At 64.2% G+C, this 25824-nt stretch carries 38 protein-coding genes; 8 read left to right on the top strand and 30 right to left on the bottom strand.

The window, feature by feature from the left end; all coding sequences use genetic code 11:
* From virB11 to B7Y43_RS18195, 5 genes are all read left to right on the top strand, one after another.
* Complete coding sequence (gene virB11, locus B7Y43_RS18215; protein WP_374133101.1) at positions 1-1005, top strand: P-type DNA transfer ATPase VirB11; 1005 nt, start codon at positions 1-3, stop codon at positions 1003-1005.
* Positions 971-2968 carry a type IV secretory system conjugative DNA transfer family protein gene (locus B7Y43_RS18210; RefSeq protein ID WP_374133100.1) on the top strand — a complete coding sequence of 666 codons (1998 nt, stop codon included), beginning with the start codon at positions 971-973 and terminating at the stop codon, positions 2966-2968. Before virB11 ends, B7Y43_RS18210 begins: the two co-directional genes overlap by 35 nt.
* On the top strand, positions 2952-3893 hold the full coding sequence (locus B7Y43_RS18205) for an LPD7 domain-containing protein (protein ID WP_374133099.1): 942 nt from the start codon (positions 2952-2954) through the stop codon (positions 3891-3893). The genes B7Y43_RS18210 and B7Y43_RS18205 overlap by 17 nt, the downstream gene beginning before the upstream one ends.
* A 379-nt stretch (positions 3894-4272) precedes the next feature.
* Positions 4273-5289 carry a hypothetical protein gene (locus B7Y43_RS18200; RefSeq protein ID WP_374133098.1) on the top strand — a complete coding sequence of 339 codons (1017 nt, stop codon included), beginning with the start codon at positions 4273-4275 and terminating at the stop codon, positions 5287-5289.
* Positions 5283-6038 carry a hypothetical protein gene (locus B7Y43_RS18195; protein ID WP_374133097.1) on the top strand — a complete coding sequence of 252 codons (756 nt, stop codon included), beginning with the start codon at positions 5283-5285 and terminating at the stop codon, positions 6036-6038. Before B7Y43_RS18200 ends, B7Y43_RS18195 begins: the two co-directional genes overlap by 7 nt.
* Positions 6039-6155: 117 nt before the next feature.
* Here B7Y43_RS18195 and B7Y43_RS18190 read toward each other — a convergent pair whose 3' ends face one another.
* The 8 genes from B7Y43_RS18190 to B7Y43_RS18155 all read right to left on the bottom strand — a co-directional run bounded on the left by B7Y43_RS18190 (position 6156) and on the right by B7Y43_RS18155 (position 11009).
* Entirely contained in the window at positions 6156-7283 is a 1128-nt protein-coding gene (locus B7Y43_RS18190) for a relaxase/mobilization nuclease domain-containing protein (RefSeq protein WP_374133096.1), read from the bottom strand.
* Positions 7280-7810, bottom strand: coding sequence for a mobilization protein (locus tag B7Y43_RS18185; RefSeq protein ID WP_374133095.1), 531 nt, complete (start codon positions 7808-7810; stop codon positions 7280-7282). The genes B7Y43_RS18190 and B7Y43_RS18185 overlap by 4 nt, the downstream gene beginning before the upstream one ends.
* 252 nt (positions 7811-8062) lie before the next feature.
* Positions 8063-8272, bottom strand: a complete 210-nt coding sequence (locus tag B7Y43_RS18180) for a hypothetical protein (protein WP_374133094.1) — start codon at positions 8270-8272, stop codon at positions 8063-8065.
* Between the two features lie 61 nt (positions 8273-8333).
* Complete coding sequence (locus tag B7Y43_RS18175; RefSeq protein WP_374133093.1) at positions 8334-9230, bottom strand: ParB/RepB/Spo0J family partition protein; 897 nt, start codon at positions 9228-9230, stop codon at positions 8334-8336.
* Complete coding sequence (locus tag B7Y43_RS18170; RefSeq protein WP_374133092.1) at positions 9230-9994, bottom strand: ParA family protein; 765 nt, start codon at positions 9992-9994, stop codon at positions 9230-9232. Before B7Y43_RS18170 ends, B7Y43_RS18175 begins: the two co-directional genes overlap by 1 nt.
* A 28-nt stretch (positions 9995-10022) precedes the next feature.
* On the bottom strand, positions 10023-10196 hold the full coding sequence (locus tag B7Y43_RS18165; RefSeq protein ID WP_169799506.1) for a hypothetical protein: 174 nt from the start codon (positions 10194-10196) through the stop codon (positions 10023-10025).
* The gene (locus B7Y43_RS18160; RefSeq protein ID WP_374133091.1) at positions 10189-10374 is read right to left on the bottom strand and encodes a hypothetical protein; all 186 of its coding nucleotides are present in this window, start codon (positions 10372-10374) and stop codon (positions 10189-10191) included. Before B7Y43_RS18160 ends, B7Y43_RS18165 begins: the two co-directional genes overlap by 8 nt.
* A 242-nt stretch (positions 10375-10616) precedes the next feature.
* Complete coding sequence (locus B7Y43_RS18155; protein ID WP_374133090.1) at positions 10617-11009, bottom strand: DUF3768 domain-containing protein; 393 nt, start codon at positions 11007-11009, stop codon at positions 10617-10619.
* A 371-nt stretch (positions 11010-11380) separates the two neighbouring features.
* On the opposite strand from B7Y43_RS18155, the gene B7Y43_RS18150 reads away from it, so the two are divergent.
* Positions 11381-11617: a hypothetical protein gene (locus B7Y43_RS18150; RefSeq protein ID WP_374133089.1), complete on the top strand. Its 237-nt coding sequence runs from the start codon at positions 11381-11383 to the stop codon at positions 11615-11617.
* A gap of 106 nt (positions 11618-11723) precedes the next feature.
* Here B7Y43_RS18150 and B7Y43_RS18145 read toward each other — a convergent pair whose 3' ends face one another.
* Both B7Y43_RS18145 and B7Y43_RS18140 read right to left on the bottom strand, forming a co-directional pair.
* Complete coding sequence (locus B7Y43_RS18145) at positions 11724-12251, bottom strand: hypothetical protein (protein WP_374133088.1); 528 nt, start codon at positions 12249-12251, stop codon at positions 11724-11726.
* Positions 12252-12290: 39 nt separating this feature from the next.
* Entirely contained in the window at positions 12291-12455 is a 165-nt protein-coding gene (locus tag B7Y43_RS18140; protein WP_169799508.1) for a hypothetical protein, read from the bottom strand.
* 316 nt (positions 12456-12771) lie between these two features.
* Here B7Y43_RS18140 and B7Y43_RS18135 point away from each other — a divergent pair, with 316 nt between their 5' ends.
* On the top strand, positions 12772-13164 hold the full coding sequence (locus B7Y43_RS18135; protein WP_374133087.1) for a thermonuclease family protein: 393 nt from the start codon (positions 12772-12774) through the stop codon (positions 13162-13164).
* Between the two features lie 43 nt (positions 13165-13207).
* Here B7Y43_RS18135 and B7Y43_RS18130 read toward each other — a convergent pair whose 3' ends face one another.
* On the bottom strand, positions 13208-13633 hold the full coding sequence (locus B7Y43_RS18130) for a type II toxin-antitoxin system VapC family toxin (protein ID WP_374133086.1): 426 nt from the start codon (positions 13631-13633) through the stop codon (positions 13208-13210).
* Entirely contained in the window at positions 13630-13884 is a 255-nt protein-coding gene (locus B7Y43_RS18125) for a plasmid stabilization protein (protein WP_374133085.1), read from the bottom strand. The genes B7Y43_RS18130 and B7Y43_RS18125 overlap by 4 nt, the downstream gene beginning before the upstream one ends.
* A 359-nt stretch (positions 13885-14243) precedes the next feature.
* On the opposite strand from B7Y43_RS18125, the gene B7Y43_RS18120 reads away from it, so the two are divergent.
* Positions 14244-14651 carry a hypothetical protein gene (locus tag B7Y43_RS18120; protein ID WP_374133084.1) on the top strand — a complete coding sequence of 136 codons (408 nt, stop codon included), beginning with the start codon at positions 14244-14246 and terminating at the stop codon, positions 14649-14651.
* A 209-nt stretch (positions 14652-14860) separates the two neighbouring features.
* On the opposite strand, the gene B7Y43_RS18115 is transcribed toward B7Y43_RS18120, so the two are convergent.
* The 18 genes from B7Y43_RS18115 to B7Y43_RS18030 all read right to left on the bottom strand — a co-directional run.
* Positions 14861-15274: a single-stranded DNA-binding protein gene (locus tag B7Y43_RS18115; RefSeq protein ID WP_374133083.1), complete on the bottom strand. Its 414-nt coding sequence runs from the start codon at positions 15272-15274 to the stop codon at positions 14861-14863.
* Positions 15275-16043: 769 nt separating this feature from the next.
* Complete coding sequence (locus B7Y43_RS18110) at positions 16044-16382, bottom strand: hypothetical protein (RefSeq protein ID WP_374133082.1); 339 nt, start codon at positions 16380-16382, stop codon at positions 16044-16046.
* 2 nt (positions 16383-16384) lie between these two features.
* Positions 16385-16972, bottom strand: a complete 588-nt coding sequence (locus B7Y43_RS18105; RefSeq protein ID WP_374133081.1) for a hypothetical protein — start codon at positions 16970-16972, stop codon at positions 16385-16387.
* Between the two features lie 11 nt (positions 16973-16983).
* Positions 16984-17454 carry a MoaD/ThiS family protein gene (locus B7Y43_RS18100; RefSeq protein ID WP_374133080.1) on the bottom strand — a complete coding sequence of 157 codons (471 nt, stop codon included), beginning with the start codon at positions 17452-17454 and terminating at the stop codon, positions 16984-16986.
* Positions 17455-17463: 9 nt separating this feature from the next.
* Positions 17464-17775: a hypothetical protein gene (locus B7Y43_RS18095; RefSeq protein WP_374133079.1), complete on the bottom strand. Its 312-nt coding sequence runs from the start codon at positions 17773-17775 to the stop codon at positions 17464-17466.
* A 196-nt stretch (positions 17776-17971) separates the two neighbouring features.
* Positions 17972-18430, bottom strand: coding sequence for a hypothetical protein (locus B7Y43_RS18090; protein WP_374133078.1), 459 nt, complete (start codon positions 18428-18430; stop codon positions 17972-17974).
* Between the two features lie 60 nt (positions 18431-18490).
* Positions 18491-18721: a hypothetical protein gene (locus B7Y43_RS18085; RefSeq protein ID WP_374133077.1), complete on the bottom strand. Its 231-nt coding sequence runs from the start codon at positions 18719-18721 to the stop codon at positions 18491-18493.
* A 93-nt stretch (positions 18722-18814) separates the two neighbouring features.
* Entirely contained in the window at positions 18815-19774 is a 960-nt protein-coding gene (locus B7Y43_RS18080; protein ID WP_374133076.1) for a DUF2493 domain-containing protein, read from the bottom strand.
* Between the two features lie 224 nt (positions 19775-19998).
* Entirely contained in the window at positions 19999-20484 is a 486-nt protein-coding gene (locus B7Y43_RS18075; protein ID WP_374133075.1) for a hypothetical protein, read from the bottom strand.
* A 52-nt stretch (positions 20485-20536) separates the two neighbouring features.
* The gene (locus B7Y43_RS18070; protein ID WP_374133074.1) at positions 20537-20848 is read right to left on the bottom strand and encodes a hypothetical protein; all 312 of its coding nucleotides are present in this window, start codon (positions 20846-20848) and stop codon (positions 20537-20539) included.
* A 76-nt stretch (positions 20849-20924) separates the two neighbouring features.
* Positions 20925-21164 (bottom strand): hypothetical protein, encoded by a 240-nt coding sequence (locus B7Y43_RS18065; protein WP_374133073.1) that lies wholly within the window; start codon positions 21162-21164, stop codon positions 20925-20927.
* On the bottom strand, positions 21157-22101 hold the full coding sequence (locus tag B7Y43_RS18060) for a hypothetical protein (RefSeq protein ID WP_374133072.1): 945 nt from the start codon (positions 22099-22101) through the stop codon (positions 21157-21159). The genes B7Y43_RS18065 and B7Y43_RS18060 overlap by 8 nt, the downstream gene beginning before the upstream one ends.
* Positions 22094-22690: a hypothetical protein gene (locus B7Y43_RS18055; protein WP_374133071.1), complete on the bottom strand. Its 597-nt coding sequence runs from the start codon at positions 22688-22690 to the stop codon at positions 22094-22096. The genes B7Y43_RS18060 and B7Y43_RS18055 overlap by 8 nt, the downstream gene beginning before the upstream one ends.
* Before the next feature lie 225 nt (positions 22691-22915).
* Positions 22916-23446, bottom strand: a complete 531-nt coding sequence (locus B7Y43_RS18050) for a hypothetical protein (RefSeq protein WP_374133070.1) — start codon at positions 23444-23446, stop codon at positions 22916-22918.
* Between the two features lie 28 nt (positions 23447-23474).
* Positions 23475-24110 carry a hypothetical protein gene (locus B7Y43_RS18045; RefSeq protein WP_374133069.1) on the bottom strand — a complete coding sequence of 212 codons (636 nt, stop codon included), beginning with the start codon at positions 24108-24110 and terminating at the stop codon, positions 23475-23477.
* A gap of 90 nt (positions 24111-24200) precedes the next feature.
* The gene (locus tag B7Y43_RS18040; RefSeq protein ID WP_126849564.1) at positions 24201-24659 is read right to left on the bottom strand and encodes a hypothetical protein; all 459 of its coding nucleotides are present in this window, start codon (positions 24657-24659) and stop codon (positions 24201-24203) included.
* A gap of 27 nt (positions 24660-24686) precedes the next feature.
* A complete protein-coding gene (locus B7Y43_RS18035; RefSeq protein WP_374133068.1) occupies positions 24687-25658 on the bottom strand; it encodes a phosphoadenosine phosphosulfate reductase family protein in 972 nt (323 codons plus the stop codon).
* A partial coding sequence (locus B7Y43_RS18030) for a zincin-like metallopeptidase domain-containing protein (RefSeq protein ID WP_374133112.1) occupies positions 25655-25824 on the bottom strand: 170 nt, incomplete at its 5' end. The genes B7Y43_RS18035 and B7Y43_RS18030, both read right to left, overlap by 4 nt.

Here is a 25824-nt window from a genome sequence, read left to right as displayed (position 1 = left end):
GTGAGCGATACCGCCGTCCTGCGCCACTACCTGGCACCGATCCTGCCACTGCTGGAGCCGGTCGAGGTGACGGAGCTTGTGATCAACAAGCCCGGCGAGGTCGGCATCGAGGATCATCAGGGCTGGCATTGGCATGATGTCGCCGAACTCGACAGCGACTGGCTCGCGACGCTCGCCGTCGCCGCCGCGAGTTTCACCCGGCAGGACGTCAATGCAGAGACTCCGATCTGCTCGACGATATTGCCTGGTGGCGAGCGCTGCCAGATCGTCATACCGTCAGTGACGCCGACCGGGGCGCCATCCTTCACGGTGCGCAAGCCCTCGCGCGTCAACCTCGCAATCGATCAACTCGCCAACACGGGACTGTTCAAGGGCACGCGCTCTGCCGCACGCGGGCTCGGCGGGGTCGATGCGCAGCTGGTAGCGCAACGCGATGCCGGTGACTGGCCGTCCTTCTTCAGGACCGCCGTCGCTGCCCGCAAGAACATCCTGGTCAGCGGCGCGACGGGGTCAGGCAAGACCACCTTCGCCAAGGCGCTGATCCAGCTGATCCCGGCGCATGAGCGCTTGCTCACGATCGAGGATACGCGCGAACTCGTCGTCGAGCATCGCAACGTCGTGCATATGGTCTATTCAAGCGAGCGGCAGGGTCTGGCCAAGGTTGGCCCCAAGCAATTGCTCGAAAGCGCGCTGCGTATGCGCCCCGATCGCATTCTGCTGCAGGAGCTGCGCGACGGTACGGCCTTCTTCTATCTGCGCAACGTCAACTCGGGCCATCCCGGCTCGATCACGACGGTCCATGCCGGCTCGGCCATGGGCGCATTCGAGCAGCTCACTTTGCTGGTCAAGGAATCGGAGGGCGGGCGGGATCTCGCCCGCGACGACATCCGCGGGCTGCTTCGCATGCTGGTCGACGTCGTTGTCCAGACCCGCAAGCACGCCGGAAAGTTCGAAGTCGAGGAGGTATATTTTGATCCGCCTGTCGGACGCACGACCGCTCACTAAGGTCGCGATCGTCGCGGGGGTTCTCGCGGCAGTGCTCATCCTCTGCGCCTTGTGCGCGGTGCTGGTGGCGCTTGTCGGCTTGAAGCAAATCGGTCCGCGTATGCAGATCACGACGGTGCCCGCGTGGCTCTGGTACTATCGCGGCGATCCACTCCTCCACCTGTGGCTGCAGCGGGGCGCGCTGGTCAGCGGCGCCATCGCGTTCGTCATCCTGCTCGTCATCCTAAAGCAAGGGCGCTCGCTGCACGGCGAAGCGCGGTTTGCGCGTGAAAGCGAGATCCGGCACGAACTGCTGCGCAGCAAAAGTGGCATCATCGTCGGCCAGAAGGGCGGCCGTTATCTTGTGTTCGGCGGGACCGAGCATGTTCTGCTCGAGGCGCCGACGCGTGCCGGCAAGGGCGTAGGCGTGGTCATTCCGAACCTTTTAAGCTGGGCCGATTCCGTTGTGGTGCTCGACGTGAAGCGGGAGAATTGGGACATCACCGCCGGCTTCCGGGCGCGTCACGGCCAAAAGGTCTATCTGTTCGACCCGCTCGATCCCGAAGGGCGGACCGCACGGTATAATCCGCTGAGCTTCATCGATCGTCTCGACGACGTCGACGTGGTCAACGAACTCCAGAAGATCGGCGGCATGCTGTTTCCAGCACCCGAAAAGGCCGATCCCTTCTGGGCTGAAGCCGCGCGCGCGGCCTTCGTCGGCGTCGGCGCCCTTGTTGCGGCGAACCCCGCCCTCCCCTTCACGATCGGTGAAATCTACCGGCGGCTGACAACCGGCGATCCCAAGGTCGAGCTGCCCAAGGTCGTCGAGGAAGCGCAGAAGCGCGGGCAGCGCCTAAGCCAGGCCTGCGTCTCGGCGTTGAGCGACTTCACCTCCGCGTCCGACAACACCTTCTCCGGTATCAAGCAGACGATCACCTCGAAGCTCAGCCTCTGGCTTAACCCGTATGTCGATGCAGCGACGTCGGAGACCGACTTCGATCTGCGCCAGGTCCGCCGCGAGCGGATCTCGATCTATCTGGGCGTATCACCAGACAACATCGACCGCATCGCGCCGGTGTATAATCTCTTCCTGCAGCAGCTGATCGACCTCAACACACGGGAGCTGCCGGCCTCAGGGGGCCAGGTGCCCGTCCTCCTGCTGCTCGATGAATTCGCTCGGCTGGGCAAGGCACCGGTGATCGCGTCGGCCTTTTCCTATGTCGCCGGCTACGGGCTACGCTTGTTGCCGGTAATCCAGAGCCGCTCGCAACCGCGGGGAATCTACGGTGCGGACGTCACCGACGAGATTATCGCCAACTGCGGTCTGGAAGTGGTTTTCACACCGAAGGAGCTGAGGGTCGCCAATGAACTCTCCGAGCGGCTCGGCTTCTTCACGATGAACGTAAAGTCGAAGAGCCGGACTATCCATGGCATGCTCGCCAATCGCAGCATTTCAGAGTCGGATCAGCGTCGGGCGTTGATGATGCCACAGGAACTGATGCAGATGCCAAAGGGCGAGCTGCTGTTGCTGCGCGGCGGTATCCCCCCGGTCCGGGCGCGCAAGATCGAATATTTCCGGTCGCGCCGGTTTACGAGCCGGATCTCGGATCCACCCAAGGTAGCACCGCGCCCGATCGTGATCCCGCAAACGAAGCCAGGGTCGGCGACAGCCACCGGAGCTGCCGGTTCGGATGTCCTTGGCCAAGCGATCGAGGCGAAGCGCGCGGCCCTCCTCACCCTGCCCCCCACCGAGGAAGAGCCTCTTGTGACCCGTACGCTGACCGATGACGAACTGTCCGGCTATGCCGAGATCACAGACGACATGCTCGTCCTGGGCGAGCTCGAGGAGCTTCCGCCCCCCGGGGACGAAAAGGCGGCGCTCGCTTTCGTGATGGCAATGACAGCGCGCGCGGTCCTCGAACCCGATGATGATCCCGAACCATCCAAGGCTCTAGTGACGGAAAGGCATGATCATGGCCGATGAGGACAAGGCAGTGGCGCCCAAGCCGCGCGCCAAGACCAACAGCGTCGCCGTTGATGACAAGGAGCGCGGCAAGACGCCCGCGCCAGCGGGGCAAGCGCCTGAGCCCAAACCGGTCGGGCCTGCGGTTGGCGAAGGCCGCGGGGGTGAGCCCGCCCGGAAACCAAAAGCTCCCTCGGTGGAGGCCGGCGATCTGCCCGAGGCGGTGCGAAAGCGCTACTATGCAGACAAGGCCAAATGGTCGGGCGAGCCAGCCTTTTTTACCTCGGCCGAAATGAAGGATCCGGCGTTTCGCGATCAGGGCCGGCGGCTCGTTACTGCAACCGAGAGCCAGGAGGTTGTGAAGGATCTCGTCGCCATCGCGCAGCACCGCGGTTGGGAGCGGATCCATGTCACAGGGACCGACGCATTCCGGCGATCAGCCTGGCTTGAAGCCGCCCAGAAGGGCCTGGAGGTCAGAGGCTACAAGCCGAACGATCGCGATCTTCAGGAACTTGACCGACTGCGTAGCGATGCCAGCAAGAATACGATCGCGCCAATGATCGGCCGCGATGTCGCCGATGCCCGTCAGTCGACGCCCGCGGGTTCGTCGAACGACCCCGGAGCGTCTGGGCGACAAAGAGGAGGTCGCGCGGATGAACGATCACTACCCAATGACCGAGCGGTCGACAGCCAATTGCGGGTGATGGAAGCCGTGATCCGGCGTACATTGTTCGATAATCCGGAAGCCGTGGGCCGCGTGATGACAGTGGCGCGCGCGCAGTTCGATGCCCATGTTGCCGCCGGCCGCACGATCCGCCCGGCCATCGTCCGGGATACGAGCGCATCGATGCAACGCGGGGCCGAGCATGCGACCGGGCAACCGCGCGTCGCGCCTGTTCGGCAGGTCCGGGACCACAAGCCGCCGGAACGCAATCGATCGCGGTGAGAAGCTGGCAGGAGAGTTTGCAATTCCTCGCGATTGTTCGCCCTGCACGGACATAATTGGCGCATCATAAACTCAGTAGAGGAGGCGACTCGTCGCCGGCGGCCGCCTGGACGCAGATTCCAGAACACGGTCCCGCCGGGCCTGAGCGTCGGCGCGAGCGAAGCTGCCGAATGACGCGCACCGTAATGTCGAGGTGCGAACCACGACCTAGCCAATTTGTGTGGGAAATCTGTGCCCCGGTGGTATGCTGGCAGGGACGACCGGGGGATACCCGGTTCGTACGGCCACAATGCAGTCCACTTGGTCCAGGACGACACTCAACGCCGCCATTTAACAGCAGGTATCTTTTTAACAGTAGTGATGTTAAATAGCCGCTGTGATGTTAGATAAGCGAACACATGCCGGTCTTGATGCGCTGGCCGCAGCCGCCGATGCCTACGTCGAGACGGCGTTTGGCATACGCATGGGGCTAGAGCCTGCGGACGGCAAAGGTCTCCCCCATTTCCTCCTTGATCGCTATCGAATCTGGCGAGGCCAGCTGAATGGTGAGCCGGCACTTCTCGTGGCGATGCGAACGCCCGGACAAGGTGCTACCGCCAACTTCATCAAGCATCGCGACCTGCTCCGACAACAGCTGGGGGTTCGCCTGGTCCTCCTGCTGCTGGAGCACGTGCCAGCAGTCGTTCGTCGTCAGATGGTGGAGCGTCAGATCGGGTTTTTGGCTCCAGGTGCGCAGCTTTACGTTCCCGAAGCGTTGCTCGATCTGCGCGAGCGCACGCCGCCTAATCTTGCGCCCGCAAACGAGCAATTCGGCCCGAGTACCCAGCTCCTCATCCTCGCGAGCCTTCTCGGCGAGGATCTCAACGACGTGAATCTGACCCGGTTGGCGGAACGCTTTCAAGTGGCAATCATGACCATGAGCCGCACCCTGGACGAACTTGAGGCGCTTCAGATCGCCAAGGCGCGCCATGTTGGGCGTCAACGCCGCCTACAGTTGGTCGTGCGCGATCGAGAGCTTTGGCAGGCAGTGGAGGGACGGTTGCAGTCGCCCGTGCGGAAGGTCCGCACCGTAAGAGGAACCCTGCCCAGCGAAATTGCACCCCTCGCAGGTGAAAGCGCGCTTGCTCATTACACGATGTTGGCGGAGCCGCGTTTCCCGCATCGAGCCGTCGCGGCTGCGCAGTGGAAGCAACTCCAACAGAGCCTGGAGCTTAGAGTCGGGTTTGAGTTCGACGATGACGATCGAGCCGAACTCGAGACCTGGAGCTATGATCCTCGCTCGTTGACGCGGGAGCCGGTCGTGGATCGGCTCTCACTGTATCTTAGCATGCGAAATGACCCTGATGAGCGCGTGGCTCAGGCAGCACAGCAACTTTTGGAGCCCTTTGGATGGTAACTGGTATCGATCGTTTTCGCGCGCATTTCGAGGGGTATGACAGTCAGTATGTGCTGATCGGCGGGGCGGCCTGCGAGCTGCTGATGGATGCGGCTGGATTGGATTTTCGGGCAACCAAGGATCTCGACATCGTCCTGATCGTAGAGGCGCTCGACGCAGCGTTCTCCGAGCGCTTCCTGAGCTTTGTCGAGGACGGTGGATACGAGATCCGCCAACACAGCCAAGGGACGCGCGTCCTCTATCGATTCCAGAAACCTGCGAACAAAGCCTATCCGGCCATGCTCGAACTCTTCTCCAGAAAGCCGGAGGGGATTTCCCTCGCCGCGGATAGCCACCTGACCCCGCTCCCCATCGACGAGGAAGCCGCCAGCCTGTCGGCCATCCTCCTCGACAGCGGCTATTACGAGTTCCTCAAGACCATGGTGCGCCCCCTCGACGGGATTCCGGTGCTCGACGAGGCAGCCATCATTCCGTTCAAAGCGCGTGCCTGGCTCGATCTCAACGCACGGCGCGGCGCCGGCGAGAGGGTCGATGAAAAGGACGTTCGCAAGCATCGTAACGATGTCGCCCGGATGTTGCAGCTGCTCGCCACAGACGCAAGTTATGCGCTGCCATCGACGGTCCAAAGTGACATGATCGATTTCGTCGCAGCCCTGTCGAGCCAGGAGGATTTCGATCCAAAGCAGTTCGGCGTGAACATGACGCGCGACATCGTCGTGTCCCGTCTACAAGCGGCCTATCGTCTCTAAACCGGCGCGCTGCATGGGGGGCGCCTCCGGTCGAGAACAAAGCGCCGAAGAGCTCAAAGCCTCCAGGAGCTCGAACGGGCTGATCAGCCTTCGCCCGCCGTCGCAACGGACGTCATCTTAGCGCTCGCGATCACGAGGTTTCGGCGGCCCGCGATCTGGTGATGGATCATCGGCCTGCGGCCGGTCGCGTGCGCGCTCGACGCCACTCGATGCCGCTCGCTCCTCCATCATGATTTCGCGCGCACGCTGAAGGCGCCGCGAGACCGCGGGCGGCATCGCCGCCACGAAGCTGGTGACATCCTCCGCGAGCGCCAGGTCGTCTTCCTTGCCGGTGGCGGCAAGCGCGGCGGCCGCCTGAGCATAAGCGGCCCGAATAAGTTTCTGACGGCCGAGCGCCGCCACATCCTCCGGTCGCCGCTCGGGATTGGGCGAGCGCGCAAACTCGGCCGCGCGCTCTTCGGTCAGCCGGCTGATGTCGAGCCCCCTGCCCTGCCCGGCCGTCCGGGCTTCTAGATGCCGGGCCGATGAACGAACTCTCTTTTGGACATGCCCGCGCGCGCGGCGCGGCGTGGCCTCGGCCGCGATACCGCGCTCTCGGAGTTCATGGGCGAAGCTTTCGCGAAAATGGTGAAGGTCGGCCTTTCGCGGATTGAAGCGCGACCCGTCCTCGCCCTGGTTGGCGACCGTCAGATGGACATGAGGGTGGTCGGTATCGGTGTGAAGCGCGATCGTATACGCAAACTGACCTTCGAACTCGACGCGGGCGAACGCCTGCGCCGCATCGACAATCGTCGCGGCGTCGGTCGTTCCGCCCGGCATCGACAGAATCATCGATGTCGAGATCGGTCGGTCCTTACCGTAGATATTCATTGCCTCGTCGAGCATCTCCCAGTCGCCGGCGAGGGCCTTGAGCCGCTTCTCATCCGTGATGATCTCCCCCTCACTGCTGCGGACCTCAAGTTTGCCGTGTCGGCTGACGTATCCGAAATGCTCACCAAGGTGGGTTGCCCCGCGCTGCTTGCCGGAGATCTTGACCATGACCTCGGGTGCCTTGCGCACGATCCGCTCGAGCTTTGCGCGCGCCTCGGCCTCCGACAGGTTCGGCGAGGTGCCCGTCCCTCCCCTGCCCTTCCCGCCCGACGATATCCGCAGCGTCCCGCCCTTCAGCGTCCGCTTGCCTCCGGTCGGCGGTCGCCACGCTTCCATCAGGCTCGGCAGCGGGAGGATGTCATCGTCATCGCTCACGACGGCGTGTCCCAATAGGACGTGTCGCCGGCGAGCGCCTTACCCAGCGCGCGGAGTTGGCCCTGGACCTCTGTATTGAACGACGCGACCCGGGCGGCTTCTCGCGCCAGGTCGAGACGTGAGTCCACCATCGTCGCGGCATTGAGCGCGTGCACCGCCTGGTTGAGGTTGATGCCGATGCGGTTCAGCTCTCGCCAGGACTGCGAGATCGCCAGGCGATCCGCACGCGGCGGCGGCGACTTGCCATAAAGCCGACGCCGCAGCAGCGCGACGATCCACTCGGTGCGCTTGAGACCCCGTTCGTCGGCAGCAGCGTCGAGTCGCTTCACGTCCGTCGCGGTCAGTCGGATCTCAACGCGTGCGGTGGTCCGTTCCCGCGGCGAAGGCACGGTGACCTCATCGTCCGGCCGACGCAAAGCCTGATCGACCAGGCCGCGAAGGAGAGCCGACCGACCTCCGTGGGAGGCTGCCATCGCATCGAAGCGCGCCGCGAGATCGTCGGGCAGACGGAGGCCGAAAAACGCCATGCGCCACCCTATTGTTAAACATCCCCGGCGACAAGCCTATCCGGCCCTCACCTAAATTGAACCTTCTCACAGTCTGCTCAAGCAGACTCGGGGCCGTTCTCGAAGCATCGTCTTCCAGGCATAGCGAGGGAAGGGAAAATACCCGGTGAAATGAAAATGGCGGCATCCCTGGAAGAAGGGATGCCGCCATCATTCTATCTGAAAACTCGATTTCTCTACGCGGAGTGAGGGGTTCTGGTGGTTGGTCCAGCGCTAGGCATCATTAGCCGATGATGGCGGATTGGCCTCGTCGATCAGTCGTTGAATAGCCGCGATCGGAGTGTCGTCCTCCAGACGGATCATCGCACCGCATGAACAGGCCGCGGCCTTCTGCAACCGTATCTGGCTGAATGGCACGTTGAGGATTGCCCCGCATTTCGGGCAATCCAGTTGCGCGCAGATATCGTCCAACTCACCGGCCATCGGCAATCCTAGCTTCCCAAAGGACTCACGAACCTCAATTCGTCACCCTACCCTACTCGTGTCAATCGAACGACAGGTCGGTCGACGCCACCTCACCCTCGTCACCGTCATCGAACACGACCCGGACCCGCTCGGGCAGAACCAGACGCGCGGGACGGCTTCCCACCATCACCTTGACCGGGCTTGCCTGGGTAGGCGTCGAGGACCGCCCTCCCCTGCCCGCTCCCTTCGCCGGCGTCGGCTCGACCGGCGCAGAAGGAGCCTCAGTCCGGGCTGGTACATCCTGCACTGCAACCGGCGCTTTGAGCGACGCCACGAACTTCGTCCCTTCGGCAAGCGTCACGCCGTGATCGCCGAAGCTCCCGACGAACGCCCGCACCTCGACCGGATGCTTCCGGGCAGCGCGGTGCAAATCGTAGAGGACGCGGATGGGGGCCTTGCCGATCGCCTTGCGCAGATACGGCTCCATCTCGCCATAAGCCGCATAGAGCGAAACGAACTGCTTGGAGCGGCCAAGCGCCTTGGCGATGTCGGCCTGGTTCTTCCCCTCGGCCAGCATCCGTTCGACGCCAAGCGCAAGCTCCTGGGCGGAAAGTCCGGCACGCTGGTCATTCTCAACGATCTGGTCGGCAAGGACATCAGCCCCCTCCCCCAAATCGCTGACAATCGCGGGAATGGTCTTCTTCCCCGCCGCGAGCGAGGCGCGGTAGCGCCGCTCGCCCATGCGGATGATGTGCTTGCCGTCCGCATCCTTGGGCCGGACGATGATCGGCTGCAGGACACCGCGCGCCTCGATCGACGCGGCCAGCTCGGCGAGTTCGCCCTCGTCGAATAGCGTACGAGGATTGCCGGGATCAGGCATGATCCATTCAAGCGGCAAATCCTCGACGCGGCGCGCACTCTCATGCGCGCCGACCAGCATCCCGAACTCTTCGGCCCGTTGGTCGAACTTGCCCATCAGGCGTCCTCCTTCGTCCGCGCCTCTACCCGGCGCTCCACTTCGGCGAGGATGCTGCGGATTTCCTCCGAAGCTGCCTTGGCGCCGCTTCCCTTCTCGTGCCACACCGCATGGTGGTTCTCGGCCGAATGCTTGTAGGTCGGGCGTGCCTTCACGAACGCCGGGAACATCATCGTCGGCCCGACCGCCGTCGCGAGCTTCACGGCATTGTCCATCTCGCGCTTGTCGAAGGCGTTCACCATTGAGGGCAACAGCCCGAGGAAATTGACCTTGCGACCGCCGCGCGCGGCTTCTGCCTTTTTCAGTGCCGTCAGCAGCATCTTGGCGCACTCGATTGAGTCTTCGGCGACCTGGACGGGCGCGATGACTTCATCGGCGACCGCCATCGCGCTCAGGGTCAGCTCGTCCCATTTGGGTCCGGTGTCGATCACGCAATAGTCGAAATGCTTAGGGAGAGCGCGAAAACGGACAATGAAATCACGCACATCCTCGGCGGCCTTGATCATCTGCAGCCGGGAGTCGGCACCAAACACGGTGATCCCCGCCGTGTCGCCGACCGCCAGCCTCGCCTCGGGATCGAACAGGTCGGCCGAGAACAGACCCGTCCGCTCTTTCGCCAAACGTCGCGTCGAGCTCCCCTGCGGATCGAGGTCGAGAAACGCGACCCTTCGTCCTTCCTGCTCGGCGAGATACCAGGCGAGATGAGTTGCAAAGAAGGTCTTGCCGACGCCGCCTTTCAGCAGGCTGATCACGATGGTCTTCACGTCTGTCTTCCGTTCCCTGCACCCGCGCTCAAAAGTCGTCACCGCCATTACGAAGGTTGCGCTCATAATGGTCTCGCGCGGACCAGTCGCCGCGCGCGCCGAACCGGGGTCCGACATAGCGGAACAGATAGACGGTCAGCGCAAAGCAGGCGAACGCAAACAGGATGGCGTGATCAGGATGCCGCGAAAAATACTCAGCCATGGTCGGTCTCCTCGGAATGCGCTGGTCGTGCCTGACGGCCGCGCCGGTCGCGAAGCTCCTCGTCAGGGACATCGAGACCATAGGTTTGTTTGAGCGCGTTCATTACGAGCGCGCGGACTGTGAGATTGTCGTGATCGAGCGCCAGGCGCGTGATCGCGCTGTGCATCGTCGGGGTCACCCGAAGCTGCAAAAAGGCGGAACGCCTGCTTTCGCTCCCCTGCCCTGCACCTACCACCGGCACCCTCTCCTCTCGGACAACAAGGCAGGAAGGCTAAGCCGCATCTGTATTGAATTCAATACAGATGCGGCGAATCGATGCGGACCTGCGACGATGTCTGACGCGAGTCTGCTCAAGCAGACTTTGCGACAAGCGGCCGGTCGAGCGTCAGCTGGCCCCGTGAGGGACGGGGCCAGCCTATCTCAATATTCGCTGGTGAGAAGGATAGTCAGCACGCGGGTGGTGACCTGCGGGTCGGCAGGATCGGGTGAACCAAAGTCGATGGCACGATCATAATAATCGATCTTCCAGTAAAGCGCTGCGTCGCAAAAGGTGAAGCGGCCGAAATCCCGCTCGCCGTGCGGATCCACGTCGACGCCGAATTCATCATAGTCCCGGATGGCGCGGAGCAGTTCGGCTCGGGCATGGAAGTTGCGGAACAGGCTGACGTCGCCGATCAGATCCTGGACGCCGAGGGTCATCACCACGCGGTTGTGGCCGGGTTGGGTGAGGTTCTGCCGCAGCGCGTCGTTGAGAGTCGCGATGATCGAGATACGATCCACGGCTGGGGCAGGGGAGATTGGTCGATCGGACATGTGCTGATCCTGTGCTTGCTCAAACCCCGCCGATCGGGGTCTTTCGACAGGGACCGGCTGGCCGGGGCACAGCAGGTGCGCGCACCCGCAGGGTCGAAACGTGAGAGGAGAAGCCCGGCTACGGGCTTGCGCGGACATGCGCCCCGGCAATGACCGGACATGGTGATGATCCCGTCGCTTCGGCGGCTTGCGACACCCAAGCCATCACATGCCGTCAAGGACTTCTGGACCGGCTGAGGACAAGCGGACTATCGTCATCCGAGATGACCGCTGCGCTCCACACTCTCTGGCCCAACTGGACAAAGACCGTCGGCGTCATGGCAAGGCGCAACATCCTCATACGCAGCCAATGCCGGCGTTGCGGCGCCTTGATGCGGGTCGATCCGGCCGATCTGGTCGCGCGGTACGGGGCAGGGTGGTCGCTCATCGACACCCAGGAGCGGTGCCGGATGGTCGCCTGCGATGGCGCGGCTTTCTATCTGGCAGCCAGAACCTACGGCGCGCCTTGGCACGTGCTGCTCGAAGAAGCGGGGCTGCGCGAAACGCTTGGCGATGGCCCGGCGCCGGTCACTGCCGAGACGTTGATCGCGTCTGGCGTCGCGGAGTAGAGTATCCACTTCAGCAAGGGATCGTCACCCGGAGGGCCGAGACCCGGCACGGGGCTCGGGGCGTCAGCCTAGAGCCCGGTCCGGCGTAGCCGGTGCCCGAAAACCCTTACGGCAACGGCCCGAACAGCTTGCCCAGGACCAGATCGAGCGAAGCGATCTTCTCGAATTTTCCTTTGGCGATCACCCGGTGCATCGGCCGCTCGTTCTTCTTGCCCGTCGATGTCCCTTTGGCATGGCGAGCAACGGGAAAGCCGCTAATATCGGGCAGGGGTACATCTGGTGCATTGCCGAACCAGAGATAGGAAACGAGATCGAGATCGGGCGAGACCACGATCCAGATGATGCAACCGCTCGGCTTCTCCATCAGCTTCAGGCTTGCGGTCACACGCGGCGCCCGCCCGCCCAACGTCACGGTCGTGAACTGGATGTGCCGGGTGATCGCCTTGTAGCTCATCACGAGATCGTAGCCGCCGGCATCGAACTCGGAACGCAGCACCTCGACCCCAGTCACGCCGCGTTGCCACAGCCGCCGCAGCGCCTCGCCTACGAACACATGTTCGACGATGCGTTCGCGCAGGGTCGAGTGGATGTAATGGGCACTGGCTTGCTCTGTCAGGTCATCCAAAGGCTGCATCTCTAAAGAAGGGGCGGGGGCGAAGCCCCCGCCGGGAGCTCAGGCAAAGGGATCATATTCGTTGATGACCGCAACGTCGCCGTCGAAGTCGTCGGCGGTGATGACCGCGAACTGGGCTCCGATGGAGATGACCATCGTTGCGACCATCAGGGTTTTCGAAAGGCTGAGTGCGCTTCTGCGGGCGGTCCAGATGTCGGTGAACATATCGAGGCTCCTTGCAAGCCGGCGGGTTCATCCCCGCTCGACTGGCGCCCGAAGTGTCGGTCTCGTGGCCGCGATCACCTTTTGGCGGCACGGCAAAAGGCCGTAGCAAAGCGTACGGACCCTTTACGGGTTGATCGCATTAGGCCCGCGGGAGCGACCAAGGATTGCGCCTCAAAGAGCGGGGTGAAGCTGCCGGTATAGGGTGCCGCTTGCCCACCGAGTCGATCGCAAAAAGGGGCAGGAACAACCGCCAAACCGTTCGCATCTTGTTCTACGGATCCCACGCGCTATTGTCCCGGCGATGACCTCGTTGCGTATGCCGATATTGATCTGCCTGGCGGCAATGAGCGGCACGGCCTCGGGTGCATCGGCTCGCGCCGACACCGGACGAGTCCGTTATGTGACCGATGGCGACACCTTCCGCCTGACGAGTGGCGAGCGGATCAGGATCGCCAATATCGATGCGCCGGAGATCCACGCCCGCCAGGCCAAATGCCGGCTCGAAGTCGAGCGCGGCGAAGCCGCATCAAGGCGCGCGCGCAGCTTACTCGACGGCAAGGTCGTGACGTTCGAGCGGGTAGGGCGGAGCGACAACCGGACGGTGGCGCGCGTCCGCGTCGACGGCAGAGACTTGGGCGAGGCGCTCATCGCCACAGGTGCCGCGCGACCCTGGCTCCGCCATCGGCCCAAACCGGATTGGTGTTCCTGACCGGCCGCCGCGATCAAAGTTAGATCGCTAGATCCGGGCCAATTTAGAGTGACGCGATCCAAGGATTGACGGCGCTTATTCCGGCCGCCTCGAAGGGATTCGTGTCTCGGGTGGCGACCATAAGGCGACTTGCCGCAGCCGTGGCCGCGATATAGCCGTCAGCTGTTCCAACCGCCCTACCCGCTTCCTTCGCCACCACCATCAAGTGGGCAAAAGCCCGCGAGGCTTCCAAGTCGAACGGCAGAACGCGGCCCGCAAACAGGGGCAGCACTTCCTGCTCCAACCGGCGATCAAGCGTTTCTCGTCGCTTGCCGACCGGCATGGCGGCAATGCCGAAACGAAGCTCGGCCACGGTTATGGCCGACAAGTAGAGTGTGTCGATCACTTGAGCATCGACCCATGCCAGGACATGCGGGTCAGGCACGGGCTTCCACAGCTCTGAGATTACATTGGTGTCGAGCAGGATCACTCGAACCTCATAGGCTCGGCAGAAGTCTTGTTACGTAGCTGAGCAAAATGCTCTGCTTCTGCGTCGCTCATGCTGGCCTCGCGGCCGATGGAGGCCAGCAACGATCCCAGTCTGACGCGGTCGGTCGGCCGCGCGGCAAGCTCTAGAATTTCGCGCATCTCAGCCTCGGCACTGCGCCCATGATGCGCTGCCCTTACCTTCAAGGCACGGTATGTTTCATCGGACAAGTTGCGAATCGTGACGGCTGCCATAGCTGATCGCACTCCGGTTTGATTGACATCGTTGATAGCAATATGCCTTACCTGCTATCAACTTGCAATGTGTGAGGCGATCAGAAGCCGTTGATCTACCTATATGGGGGGGCAGAGGCTCTCGCCACTAGGCGCGTCAGTAATCTTCCCGTCGCGTCGCCACTCGCTTTCACCGTCCGGTAGTCGAGCATGGAACCCGAGCGACGCGCGTGCCACTGACACCGATCAGAACGGGATCGCGCTGGTATGCCTCGGATTTTTTGGGTTGGCTGCACCCACCAATCTGCCATCTTCAGGGGATGTCCGTTTCGGCTCTCGCAGGGTCCTATCCCAACCGCCGCGCCCGTGAGTATCTCTCGATGGCTGCCTCCTATGGCGACGCAGCGAAAGTGGTGGGCGAGCACGCGCCAGAGAACCAGGCAATTGAGCGGCCCCTGTTTCAGCTCATCGCCCATGCCCTTGAACTTTCGCTCAAAGCGGCACTGAGTCACCAGGGCCGTGATGAAGAATGGCTGATGATGATGGGCCACGGTCTCGAACGCTGTTATGCTCAGGCGCTTCGCGGGGGATTATATTCCGCCCGAGATCGTTCAATGGACATGCTCATAGAGGCGCTCGATCAACCCCATGCGCTTCAGCTGTTCCGATACCCCCAAAGCTCGAGCTGGACCGCGCCAGATCGAAATGCCGCAATACAAGCGATGGCAGGCCACCTCGGCCTCGTAGGAAGCTATATCTACGATCCGGCGCAAGACGATTGCTGTTAGATTGGAAGGGAGGGTCCAAACGACGCCCTTACCGACGAGCGAGATCGCAGACCGCCTTCTGGATCGAGCGACGCTGGCGCTTACGCCATGCCGGTCAATTATTCGGCGCGGGCTTGAGGCGCCCTAGCCGCCGCTTTGCGTAGCCGCGTAGAAGAAGGAGGCCAACGGCGAGAGGCCCGGAGCCGAAGCTCCGGGCCTTCCTGCCCCGCTCAGAAGGGGATATCATCATCCCCGAGGTTGTCGTCTTGGCTGCCGCCCTGCTGCTGGCGGGACTTGCCGTAGGAGAGGAAGGTCACTTCGTCGGCAATGATCTCGACCCCGTAGCGCTCGATATTCTCCTGATCGGTCCAGCGGGTGTAGTGGATGCGGCCCCGAACCATGACCTTCTGGCCCGTCTCGACATACTGCGCGACGGTCTTGCCGATGCCGTTGAAGCAGGTGATGCGGTGCCACTCGGTGTCCTCGACCCGGCGACCGTCGCCATCCTTCATGGTCTTGCCGTCGCTGTCGCGCTTGGGGCGTGAGGTCGCGAGGCTGAACTGGGTGATCTTGGTGCCGCCTTGGGTAGTGCGGGTCTCAGGCGTTGCGCCGACGTTGCCGGCGAGAATGACGAGGTTCTGCATTTCGAGGTTCCTTTTGTTCGCCGGGGGTTCGTTCCCTCGACTGAACACCGTCAAAGACGGCCAGGACGACGCCTCCACCGGAGCGCGAAGACGCGGAGGGGAACCCCGATCAAAGGAGTGGTGCGGGCAGCCGCGTAGCGGCAACTCGGTCCGTATGATCGCGGGTTGGAGGGGGTGGACGGCCGGCTTAGGTCGTTCATCAAAGAGAGGGGATGAACCCCGGCGGGCGATGGAGATGGATCCGAGAAGCAGGACACACTCGGCGCGTCGCTCGTTCAGGAGCGTCACCGTACCTCAATCGGTCACCATAAGGCGGCTCTGATTTCGTCAGCCTTGCCGTTGCGCCGGGCGCGAGACGCTATCATGCAGGTCGACGCTCGCGGGGTGGACCGGGGTGCTGCCTTCACTGCCACGGCGCGCGCGCCATCGTGCAGGGGCGAGATCCACGATTTGAAGGTTCGTGCCGGAACCACCACCGGGACGGCCGGAGCCGAGCGCTGCCGTCACGATGCCGATGAAGACTTCCACGCGGGGCCTCGCAGGGCAGGGCGCGCGGCCTTCGCTGCGTTGAGGCGTCCTCCCGACCAGAGGTGGATGGCCGGGGCAAGCTCGGGCCGTCGCCCCACAGCACCGCTCCGCGCTATGCTATAAGTGGGGGGCGCGGCAGCACCCGCGTCAGTCGATCGTGACCCGGATGGGCCGAGACCCGCAGGGGCTCGGTGAAGCGCCGAGCGGAATAGAGCGCGGCCCGACCGCAGGGCAGGGATCGCTATAGCTCCCGATACCGTTCCCAAATCTCCCCCATTGTGTCGCGGTAGCCCCATCGGTCGGCGAAAACCGTGGAGTTCTCGGCGAGATAGGCCATGACAATCAGCATATCCTCGGCGGTCACGGCATCGACATTGCACAGGTGGAGGATCGGAAAATGACCGGTGTCGTCACCATTCCACCAGGCGAGGAGGAAATCGGCCACCTTGGATGATGCGCCTGTTTCGGCGGCGCGGGTGGGCGGCAGCGCGATCGGGACCAGTCGTGCAAGGGCGGCACCGACATCGTCAAACGACACAGCGCGAATAGCGGGGCGGCGAGCCGGCGTCTGTTGATCCATGTTTATGCTCCTGTCGGGGAGAGATATAGCGAAGCGGCGGCGTGGGTGCGACGTTCTCGTTCGACACGCAGCGCCTCGACGACGGAAATGTCCCCGTGCGTCTGGATGAGGTGGTCGAGCCGGTTGTCCGGCAGGCGTCGGGGATCGAGCGCCGGACCCTTTGCCCGAGGTTGATCCCTACCCATCGCGAGTAACGTGCGGCGGTTGGTGGCCTCGACGAGAAGATCCCCGAGCTCCGCGCGCGACCAGACGCGGTCGAGGTCGTGCAAGCAGCCGCTCGGATACCGGGCGGCCGACAGGCGATCGACAAGACGGGCGATCGCCGGCACGTCGCGGCACGTGCGGATCCGCTCGGCGGTGAGTTGGCGAGCCGTGATCTCGAAGCAGTGATAGAGCGGACGACTAGGGCGCATGATCGCGCTTTGGCGATCGAGCTCGCAGTGCCAGACCGAAAGGCCCCGCCACGGCAGAATTCGCATACCGTCGACGGCGGTGGCATCCGCCACGAAATCGAATAGCTCGAGTTGCGCTGGATGGCGCACGAAGGGGCGGGACGCCGCGTAGCGGCGCCGGATGGCAAAACGCGACATGGGAGCGTCGGTCAGCAGTCGGGGGGAAAGTGCAATTCAGCGGTGCGCGCAGCGCGCTTGCGGGCGGCGGCGATCTGGGCTGCGAGCCATGCCTTTTGCTGACCGATGCCCATCCCTGCCATGGGTATGGCGGCCCGATCGCCGGAGAAGTCGAGCATTGGCTCGCGGTAGAGCCGACCTGCGAGGAAGACGATCGGGCCGGGATGGCGAAGCCCGATTGCGCGCCGAAGTTGGCGAACGGTCATCTCACCCCACAGACGCCGCTGAGCGGCCGAGAGGTCGCGGAGGGTGACGTTGTAGGGCTCGAGCCTATCGTTCGGCCTGACGAGGCCATGGGCGGCCGACAGGATGAACCAAGGCGAGCCGGTCTCTTCGACATAGGTTCGCGCCTTCCGGAACCAGTCGGATCGATACAACTCGGCGGCGCGGGCGCGCCGATCGAGCTTCTGCGAGACGCAGGCGACCAGGTAGATGGGCTCCACTTGAGCACCTTATCGGGAAGGGCCGACCAGGCCCGGATGACGCGGGCGCGCCGGGGCCGCGAGGCGATCTTCGGCCTCGTCGAGCATCGCCTTGATCACAGCGTCCACCCGGCTGGGGCCTTGGCGGTTCCGGATGTGCCGAAGGCCGGCGCCGTTCGGCTCGCTGTCATCCTTGCCGAACAAGTAGAGGTCGAGCAGCTTGCTCTTCCAGCGGCGCCCGTTGCGGCGCCGGAAGTCGATGAGGGTGCGAAGTTCGTCGTCGGTCCAGGCCGGCTTGTCCGGGACGTTGGACATTGTGTGATCGTGAAGTTTGTCGGTCATTTTGGTTGCTCCGTGGAGGTTTCCGCATGCGGGCTGGTGGCCCGGAGGTAACGGAGGAAGTCGCGGCCCCATGTCTGGGGCGTCGGCTTGACGGGTCGCTCGTGTGTCACGGTCGGGCCGTCGAAGAGATCGGGCTGTCGCCCGATCACGAGAGGCTGAATGACGTGGCGCGGGCGCCGGATGCAGTCGCGGGCCATCAGGCCGGGACCGCATCGGGGTAGTTGGCGCGGAGGTTCGTGATCATGCGCTCGCCTTCGGGGAACGGCGGGCGCATGATGCTTATCGCAGAGCGGATCGCGGCAGCGAGATCAGCATGGCGGATCGTCGGCGACGCGCTGTCAGGGTATTCGACGGGCGGCGTGAAGCCGCCATGAAACCAGCGGCCAAGCCCTTCGTCGACGAACGCGGCATAGGCAGCTTCCGCCTCGTTCTCCGGAACGAAGCGTAGCGCGAGCTCGGTGTAGCGGCCGAAATCGTGGTTGGAACCGTGCCGAATGAAGCTGGCGCCGGCGGGGGGCGGGCCGTAGCGGGCGGTAAGGGCGGCCTGGTAGCAGTCGACTTCGAGGCGGTTCAACCGGTCGAAATCCGGCGTGCGGCCAAGCTGCGCGGTGTCTTCTTCGGCTGGGCAGGCGCCGAGGATGGTGGTTTCGAACATGGTGGTGGTGGCTCCGGGGCAGACCGGGAATCGGGCCGCTCAAGCTCACCAAAAGCCTCCTCACCTCTCGCGAGCGCTGGTGATGCCGGGGAGGAACGGGTCGCACGACACCTCGATGTCTTCGGGTGCGAGATCCTCGCGAGCGAACAGCTCGCCGTCGGACAGGACCGCACGCGGAGCGGCGGGATTGTCCGTCATCACTACATGGAAAGTATCTCCGTCTTCCGAAGCGCGGCGCAGCGCGAAGCGCCAGCAATGGGCGGCGGTCTGGAACGGATTGGGGCGAGACATGGCGGCGTTCCTTGGCGGTTTGATGGTTGATGCGTCGCGTCGGCGCGGGCGGCGGCGAAGGGCCGCTGGCATGCCAGCGGCCGAGCCGTAAACTCAGGCGACCTTACGGTCGCTCTGAGCATTCTGGGATGCGGGGGGCGTACCCAATGGGCCGCGACGATCGACCACCCGGATGCCCGACTTCTTCGCATCGATCACCAGACGCTCGGTCACGCCGTTGCCCTGGAAGGCGATGACGTAGCGGGGTTTCAGCGAGAGCATCTGCTCGTTGCGACGGAAGCCGGCGCGATCTCCGAGCTTGCGATCGAGACCGAAGCGGACTTGCTGGATGCCGTGCTGTTCGGCCCAGGAGGCGGCGATGCGCTCGATCCCCTTCATGTCGCCGCCATGGACGAGATACATGTCCCCGACACGCTCCCGAACTGCGTTGAGGGTGCGCAGCAGATTGTCGCCGAACGCCTTCATGTCCTCGTCGGTCCTGAAGGTCAGCCTTCCGCCTGCGAACACGACCGGCGTGCCCTGTGCCGTATTCGCGTCGCGGATCCGCTCGCGGCGTGCGCGGAGGAATGCTCGCCCATCGACGATTGCGGACGTGACCCCCAGCGAAATGCGGTTGCCGGTCGACGGAATCCAGGAGCGGCCCGTTTCGCGGATATAATGCCCGGCCGCAGTGTCGCGCATCAGCTCGTAGCAGGAGGCGGCTTCCTCGATCTTCTTGGCGAGGTCGATTTTCTCCTCGAGGTTGGAGGTATTGATCTCCGAACCATCCTGCTCGGCAATCAGCAGCCTGATCTCATCGGTAAGGCGGTCGATTGTCGCGTGCTTCTTGGCCGCGGCACGGTGGAAGAGGTTGACCAGACCCCAGCCCATCTCTTCGATGTCACGCTCGAGCGACGTGTTTTGGAGGGTTGCGAACAGATCGCTCCAGATGGCGGTGGTGGTCTGCTCAAGGGCCTCGGACGGGGGAGGGGCCATTCCTGAGACATCTTCTGCGCGGGGTTCGAGGTGTCCGAGCTCCAGTGCGGAAAGTGCTGCGGCAAGGGAAGTGGTCATGGGTCAAGCCCTTCATCTGATCTGGGCCGGCGGCCTATCCGCCGGATGCGCATCTCCTGGGCGGCCGAATGAGAGGCGCCCGCACCGGAGCGCAGCGAAGGGAAACCGCAAAAAACGGGGTGGAGCGGGCAGCCGCGAAGCGGCAACTCGGCCCGGATTTTTGCGGTTGTGGGGGCCTCGCGGCCGCCCATATGCCGCATCCTCTGGCGGAAGGCTGTCGGACGTCAGGTGGCGTCGGGCAGAACAGCACCCACGCTTGGCGCAGCGCTTGAAGTGGGGCTTAACCCGCAGCACGCGATGTCGTCGAGAATGGCCTTTCCGGTCGCGCACAGGCGCACCATCGCTGCTGGGGTGATCCGTAACCCACCATCGGCGCCGATGGCATCGACCATGATGCGGAGTTGGTCGACCAGATCGTCACTCCGGGTCGCGGCAAAGCCCGCGAGGGCCGCCACATCCGTGAACAGACGAGGGACGGCGAGGACGGAGGCATCCGCTCCATCGGGGACAAAACGCCAAGGATCAATGTCCGCTCCTTCGGCGATCTCGGTGACGTAGGTGAGGTGCTCCGTCTCGAGGCTCTTCCACCCGTCGGTCGTGTGTGACGCGTCGATCGCGGCACGACAGGCCCCGATGAGATCCTCCGCCTCGACCGTGAGCTCGGCGCGATAGGGGGCAGGGTATTCGCAGTGAACGGTGAAGGTTTTCATGAGACCGGACTCCTGAAAGTTGGCGATGTGGAGCAACCCGAGCATTTTCGGGTCATTCGTAACGGGGACGCTCTGCCGGGAAGGCGAGAGGAGGCCAGCCATCGTGGACGCGGGCCTCGAAGCGCCCGGCGGAAAGGACGCTGCTGATCTCCCGCGCGTGACCACCGGTGTTCCAGTCGCGATCGAGGTGGGCCCGAACCTCGTCCGACATGGCTTTCACCCGGGCTTCGTGCCCATCGGCAAAGGTGGTGCCGAAGGCCGTCAGCTCCGGATCGGTGCAGAGTTCGCCGGTCTGGTAAAACCAACCGCCCTCTTCAGGGCCGCCATAGGCGAGCTGGACGAGATAGACGGCAATGCTGTGCATGTTGGGCTCCTTTGGGTCGGCGAGCATCCAGGCTCACCGGCTCCGAAGGCTGCCTCCCCTCAGAAAGCGTCGATCGTCAGTCGATGACTTGCCAACCGAATGAGAGCCAACGCTGACGGTTGGGTGCGTATTTGGCGGCCGTCGCCAGGATGATCTTGGCCGGTTGCGCAGGCCGATCACCGGCGACGTTGAGCCGTCCGCCAAGGCCGGCTGCGTCGGCCGCGCGCGCGGGCCAGCATTGATCTATGTGGAGCATCTCCAGCGGGAAGCCGGAGACGCCTTCAACGACGAATTGCTTGATGATCGGGTTAGGCATGGGTGGGTCTCCGTTCGAGCGCGTCGGCCGCGCGGTGGAAATCGTCGAGCCAGCGACCCATCGGGGCGCGTTGGTCGACGGGGAGGGCGGCCTGTGCCGCCTGGAAGTCGAGCAGCGCGATCGGCGCGGTCTCGACGATATGGTCGATCTCGGCCGGAGGAAGCAGACCGCGCGTCCGGATGAACTCGGTGATGCTGCCGGGGCGCGGCGTCGCACCGCGATGGCCCAGCACCGGCTTGCGCCAGAGGCCGGCGACGTTGCGGAGACGCGGCTTGGCCCGAGCCTCCATCAGCACGATGACGCGCAGCTCCTCGACCGAAAGCTCCAGCACCTCGTCGGGCTTGATGCTACCGCAGAAGAAGCAGCTCGACTTGGGCGGCACGGGCAAGCCGGCGCGCGCGATCCGTGCCTCGCATTCCGGCCGCGACCATCCCCATTCCCGCAACGGATAGCGATAGGTGTAGCGAGGGTCCTCGCACCCGATCGCGTGGTGGTAACGCTGCGTATCGCGCGCAGATGCGTCATAGCCGATCAGCTTGACGACACGGCCGCCCTCGTCCCAGCAGCGGCGGGCCGGTTCCCATCTGGCGGTCCACGCATCCTGCGGGGCCGCCTTCCATTTTTGCGAACACGACCCCCCACCAAAGACCACGGAGGGCAGGGTGGCGTTCGTGAGCATGTTCTCGGCAATGCCCGCATAGGGCGGCCAGTGCTTGAAGTTGCGAGGCTGGTAACGGACGATCTCGGACGCGATGCCGCGGCCGGCCATCCAGCGCCGGAACAGCGGGATGTAGTCGTAGGTCCGGGATTTCTCGGCGTCGGGATCGGCGAACAATACCATGTCAATCGGATCGCCGCGCTCGGCGAGTTCGACGATCATGGCCGTGGAATCGACACCCGCACCCCATGCCGCGACGACGGGCGGGCGGTCAGCCATTGGCCGCGTCCTTCGGGACGATCGCCGCGTTGACGATGCGATAGCTGCGCTTGCGAAATGCCGGAATGCGGCAGATCGCGCGGCTCTCCGGATCGCGGAAGAGCGGAGTCTTCCCGCTGGGATTCGCGACCACTTCGAAGCGGGTGCGGTCGGTTCCATCGCTAAACCGCATGGGCTCATCGAAGATGATGGTCTGCCCGGGCCGGGGGTTCGGCTTCGCCCGCTCCAGCTTGCGCCGTACGAGATTGGCGCGGCAGCGTGCTCGCCATGCCACCGCATATTCGCTGTCCGTGTCGGTCAGCTCGTCCAGAACCGCAGCGGGGCAGTCGCTCTCGCACGGCCCCATATGCTCGGTCATGTCCTTGTATCCAAACGAGTGACCGTCAGCGGCGCGGGGGTTGTGCTTGGTCAGGCACACAACGGCGAAGACCTGGCGGTCGCCGTTGCTCTCGACACGCTCGCACGCGGCGTAATAGGTCGACCCGACCATGGACGAGGCCAGCACGGTGAGACGGTGATCGTCGCGCGTGTAGGAAAATTGGTTGTCGAGATAGGAGCGCGGGCTGGCGTAGCCGCCCATATCGCGCATGATGAGCCAACCCATAATATTATCTCCGGTGTTTGTGGGGATCAGGCGGCAGCGGCGAGGCGCGGAGCGGCGATGACGCCGATCGTCGCGGTAAGCCGGTGCCGGAACACAAGGCGTCCAGCAGCTCCATGATCGGCGACCGATGGACCCTCCCGACCGGTTCGCCGCCTCGGCAGCCGTTGAAAGTGGTATCGCCGGCAGCAAGGAAGCTGCGCGGCGATGCGCTCAGGGAGCGGATATCCCTCCCTCGAGCGGTGACGAGCGGTTGGTTGTCCCCAGTCGCGCTGACAGGGTTTCGTCGATGAACTGGCTGGTCGACATGGTGTCGACCGTGTCCGCCGTGATCACCATCGCCGCGCCGCCAAAACCGTCCGGACGCATCTTGGAGCAGTTGAAGCCAGTCTCGATCGTGACGAAGGTCAGTGCGTTTGACCGCCGCACAATCTCCTGAAGGATCTCGATCCACTCGTCGTCGAGTTCTATTTCGGCGGCGGTCTCGCCCTCGGGCAATTCCGCGATCGCCTTGCTGAGCAGCCGCGTGGCAGCCGAGGCGACGCCCGTTGCAGCCAGTGCGGCCAGCATGTCGGGCAGTTCGAGATCGATCATGGTGTTTCGTCCGATCTCGGCGAACAGGTAGAGCTCGTCTCCGTCGACCTCGGAGTCGAATATGTTGCGGAGAATGAGCTGCTCGGCCGCCGTGAGATCGGCGAGTGGAAGCATCGGCGATACGACGCATTGCGAATAATAATCGGCCATGATGGCGTCTCCAGCGTATGCGGGGGGATCAGGCAGCGGCGGCGAGGCGGGGAGCGCCTATGTCGCCGATCGTGGCGGTGAGCCGACGCTGGAACGCCGCGGTGTCCAGCAGTTCGGCAATCGGCGCCCGGTGGACCTGTCCAGCGGGTTCGCCGTTCCGGCAGCGGTTGAACGTGATTTCGCTGTCAGGAAGGAAGCTGCGCGGCACCACACGGATCGATAGGTCCACGTGCCGCAGCTCGCTGGTGCCGTCGTCATCGTCGCGGCCCATAGCCGTGTTGATGCGCGCATCGTCCGGATCGACCCCGATCACCTCGGCGAGACGGGCGAGCGCGCGGCGCGCCTGATAGTGGAAGGTGCGTTTGGCCGGATAGTCACCGCCAACCGAGTTGCCAGCGATGTCGAGTAACGCCGGAGACGCCTCGACGGCCGAGCGATCCAGTCGGCATTGATGACGCAATTCGCTGATGCTGGGTGCCGTGCGCTCGGCGACGTCGGCCAGGTTGCGGATCAGCAGAAGGATCGATGCATCGACAGCGATCGACTTGCCTGCGCGCCGGCAGTCGTCGACTGCGGCGTTGAGCGCGTGCAGCGCGTTCGGAACGGATTCGAGACCTGCGGGCGAAAGCGCCTGATTGTGGCGATAGAGCGTGTCGTAGAACATGGGAAAAACCTCCGGAGCGCCGGGGCGCGCTCACAAAGGCCGAAGGCTCCCTCTCCTCCACCGGGGATGGAATGACCGGCTATCGGCCGGCTAGGACGCGGCGCGACCGGGCACGATCTGGAAGTGGGGCGGGACGGAGTCTGCGGTATCAAGATAATCGAGGATCGCCTTCACCGAGCCCAACCGCACGACGGTTTCACGGTCGATCATCACGGTGTCGTCGTCGGTCGCCGCGTAGAGCCGCACCTCGCCCTCGCCCGTGAAGACAGCTCGCTCGGCGCCCCAGGAACCGCAATTGGACTGGTGCCAGCGCGCGAAGGGAAGGCGATGCTCGACACAGAAGCTTTCGAGCTCCCTGAATTCACCCCACGCAACTTCGCTCGCCATCAGTTTGAGAGGGCCGTCGGCCGGCAGGTCCGCGACGGTAAAGGGTTCGCCGTCCCATTCGGGCGCCAGCGCCTCATCCTCGATGAGCCCGACGAAGGATTCGAGAAGGGAGGAGGGGAGGGTGCCGCCTATCGTAATCGTTGCTGCCACACGGTCGACCATTGTTGTCTCCTATCATTGGAAAGTTGTTCAAATCGGCCCGGCGCTATCGCCGAACGCACCAGCGGGGAGCGCCCATGGCTCGGTCAGGACGGGAAGCCGCCAGTCCGGATCGCCCGCCTGCGCCAGCTCTTGCGGGTGCAAGGTTGCGGAGGGGAACGGGGTGCCGCGATCCGCGAGCTGGGCTACGCTCAGGGCGCGGTGGATCGTCTTGCCGCTTGCCGTCTCGCGGGCGGCGATCCGGCCAAATGCCTCCGGAAAGAGGAGGCGCAGCGTCGCCCATTGTTGAGCCGATCCGAAGATGCAGGCACGACACGAGAGGCGGCCCCATCCCAGGACGTACGCCGGGTGGGGCCGGATGGTCGACGCGGCTATGGCGTCCCAAACCATGCGTTCGGTCCAGTCATGGACCGAGCGCCAATGGTCGACCGAACGCGAGCGGGTAGAGGTTCGGTGTGGTTCAAACGACGCATAGTGCGCGCGAGACGGGCTCTCCTCGGCGCGCTCGCCGGTGATGACCAGCGTGCGGCCATCAAGGAAGCGAGGCTGATTACGGATCCCGGCCGCGAGGACGTCGATCTTGAGGACGGGGCTGCACCAGCGCACCCGAAGATCGGGCGAGGTCTGGGGAAAGAGCCCGCGCGTGCCGGCAGGGCCGTTGCCCCCGGCACGGCCAATGCCGGTTGGCGTCTCGAACGCGATCGGCGCGGTCGGCGCGTCGTCGCGCGCCAGCTCGCGCGCGAGGCCGCCTTCGCGCCACGAGACGTAGACAGCGATCCCGAAATGCTCGGCGATCGCGCGGACATAGGCCGGCGTGCATGGCCAATCCATGAACGTCGGGCCGTGGCCGTCGACATCATGATGGTGCAGCTCGACGGCGTGCGCTGGCACGCCGAGGCTGAGAAGGTGGAGCAGGGCGGCAAGGCTGTCCTTGCCGCCGCTGAACGCCACCACGAAGCGCCGGTAGGCGCCGAGGTCGGGGCGGGCGACCTGACCGATCATGCCGCTTCACGGATCTGGTCCTCGGGCTCGTCCGAGGCGGCGAGGCCGGTCGCGCGCAGCAGGTATCCGGCGGCGGCTTCCGCTTTGGCGGCCGCGGTCATGATGGCGCGCGAGTCCTTGCGCAGCACCTTCAGCCACGAGCCGATATAGGCTGCGTGATCGTCGA

It is taken from the genome of Sphingomonas sp. 28-62-20, from assembly GCF_002281505.1.
The sequence above is the reverse complement of the archived record's forward strand: the minus strand, read 5'-3'. Positions and strand labels throughout refer to the sequence as shown.

What these genes read in the sequence shown, in the direction of transcription:
- B7Y43_RS18205 (WP_374133099.1), top strand. Translation starts at nt 2,952, where the DNA reads ATGATCATGGCCGATGAGGACAAGGCAGTGGCGCCCAAGCCGCGCGCC.
- B7Y43_RS18200 (WP_374133098.1), top strand. Translation starts at nt 4,273, where the DNA reads ATGTTAGATAAGCGAACACATGCCGGTCTTGATGCGCTGGCCGCAGCC.
- B7Y43_RS18195 (WP_374133097.1), top strand. Translation starts at nt 5,283, where the DNA reads ATGGTAACTGGTATCGATCGTTTTCGCGCGCATTTCGAGGGGTATGAC.
- B7Y43_RS18185 (WP_374133095.1), bottom strand. Translation starts at nt 7,810, where the DNA reads ATGGCGTTTTTCGGCCTCCGTCTGCCCGACGATCTCGCGGCGCGCTTC.
- B7Y43_RS18180 (WP_374133094.1), bottom strand. Translation starts at nt 8,272, where the DNA reads ATGGCCGGTGAGTTGGACGATATCTGCGCGCAACTGGATTGCCCGAAA.
- B7Y43_RS18175 (WP_374133093.1), bottom strand. Translation starts at nt 9,230, where the DNA reads ATGGGCAAGTTCGACCAACGGGCCGAAGAGTTCGGGATGCTGGTCGGC.
- B7Y43_RS18165 (WP_169799506.1), bottom strand. Translation starts at nt 10,196, where the DNA reads ATGGCTGAGTATTTTTCGCGGCATCCTGATCACGCCATCCTGTTTGCG.
- B7Y43_RS18155 (WP_374133090.1), bottom strand. Translation starts at nt 11,009, where the DNA reads ATGTCCGATCGACCAATCTCCCCTGCCCCAGCCGTGGATCGTATCTCG.
- B7Y43_RS18150 (WP_374133089.1), top strand. Translation starts at nt 11,381, where the DNA reads ATGCGGGTCGATCCGGCCGATCTGGTCGCGCGGTACGGGGCAGGGTGG.
- B7Y43_RS18145 (WP_374133088.1), bottom strand. Translation starts at nt 12,251, where the DNA reads ATGCAGCCTTTGGATGACCTGACAGAGCAAGCCAGTGCCCATTACATC.
- B7Y43_RS18140 (WP_169799508.1), bottom strand. Translation starts at nt 12,455, where the DNA reads ATGTTCACCGACATCTGGACCGCCCGCAGAAGCGCACTCAGCCTTTCG.
- B7Y43_RS18135 (WP_374133087.1), top strand. Translation starts at nt 12,772, where the DNA reads ATGCCGATATTGATCTGCCTGGCGGCAATGAGCGGCACGGCCTCGGGT.
- B7Y43_RS18125 (WP_374133085.1), bottom strand. Translation starts at nt 13,884, where the DNA reads ATGGCAGCCGTCACGATTCGCAACTTGTCCGATGAAACATACCGTGCC.
- B7Y43_RS18120 (WP_374133084.1), top strand. Translation starts at nt 14,244, where the DNA reads ATGGCTGCCTCCTATGGCGACGCAGCGAAAGTGGTGGGCGAGCACGCG.
- B7Y43_RS18115 (WP_374133083.1), bottom strand. Translation starts at nt 15,274, where the DNA reads ATGCAGAACCTCGTCATTCTCGCCGGCAACGTCGGCGCAACGCCTGAG.
- B7Y43_RS18110 (WP_374133082.1), bottom strand. Translation starts at nt 16,382, where the DNA reads ATGGATCAACAGACGCCGGCTCGCCGCCCCGCTATTCGCGCTGTGTCG.
- B7Y43_RS18105 (WP_374133081.1), bottom strand. Translation starts at nt 16,972, where the DNA reads ATGTCGCGTTTTGCCATCCGGCGCCGCTACGCGGCGTCCCGCCCCTTC.
- B7Y43_RS18095 (WP_374133079.1), bottom strand. Translation starts at nt 17,775, where the DNA reads ATGACCGACAAACTTCACGATCACACAATGTCCAACGTCCCGGACAAG.
- B7Y43_RS18090 (WP_374133078.1), bottom strand. Translation starts at nt 18,430, where the DNA reads ATGTTCGAAACCACCATCCTCGGCGCCTGCCCAGCCGAAGAAGACACC.
- B7Y43_RS18085 (WP_374133077.1), bottom strand. Translation starts at nt 18,721, where the DNA reads ATGTCTCGCCCCAATCCGTTCCAGACCGCCGCCCATTGCTGGCGCTTC.
- B7Y43_RS18080 (WP_374133076.1), bottom strand. Translation starts at nt 19,774, where the DNA reads ATGACCACTTCCCTTGCCGCAGCACTTTCCGCACTGGAGCTCGGACAC.
- B7Y43_RS18075 (WP_374133075.1), bottom strand. Translation starts at nt 20,484, where the DNA reads ATGAAAACCTTCACCGTTCACTGCGAATACCCTGCCCCCTATCGCGCC.
- B7Y43_RS18070 (WP_374133074.1), bottom strand. Translation starts at nt 20,848, where the DNA reads ATGCACAGCATTGCCGTCTATCTCGTCCAGCTCGCCTATGGCGGCCCT.
- B7Y43_RS18065 (WP_374133073.1), bottom strand. Translation starts at nt 21,164, where the DNA reads ATGCCTAACCCGATCATCAAGCAATTCGTCGTTGAAGGCGTCTCCGGC.
- B7Y43_RS18060 (WP_374133072.1), bottom strand. Translation starts at nt 22,101, where the DNA reads ATGGCTGACCGCCCGCCCGTCGTCGCGGCATGGGGTGCGGGTGTCGAT.
- B7Y43_RS18055 (WP_374133071.1), bottom strand. Translation starts at nt 22,690, where the DNA reads ATGCGCGATATGGGCGGCTACGCCAGCCCGCGCTCCTATCTCGACAAC.
- B7Y43_RS18050 (WP_374133070.1), bottom strand. Translation starts at nt 23,446, where the DNA reads ATGGCCGATTATTATTCGCAATGCGTCGTATCGCCGATGCTTCCACTC.
- B7Y43_RS18045 (WP_374133069.1), bottom strand. Translation starts at nt 24,110, where the DNA reads ATGTTCTACGACACGCTCTATCGCCACAATCAGGCGCTTTCGCCCGCA.
- B7Y43_RS18040 (WP_126849564.1), bottom strand. Translation starts at nt 24,659, where the DNA reads ATGGTCGACCGTGTGGCAGCAACGATTACGATAGGCGGCACCCTCCCC.
- B7Y43_RS18035 (WP_374133068.1), bottom strand. Translation starts at nt 25,658, where the DNA reads ATGATCGGTCAGGTCGCCCGCCCCGACCTCGGCGCCTACCGGCGCTTC.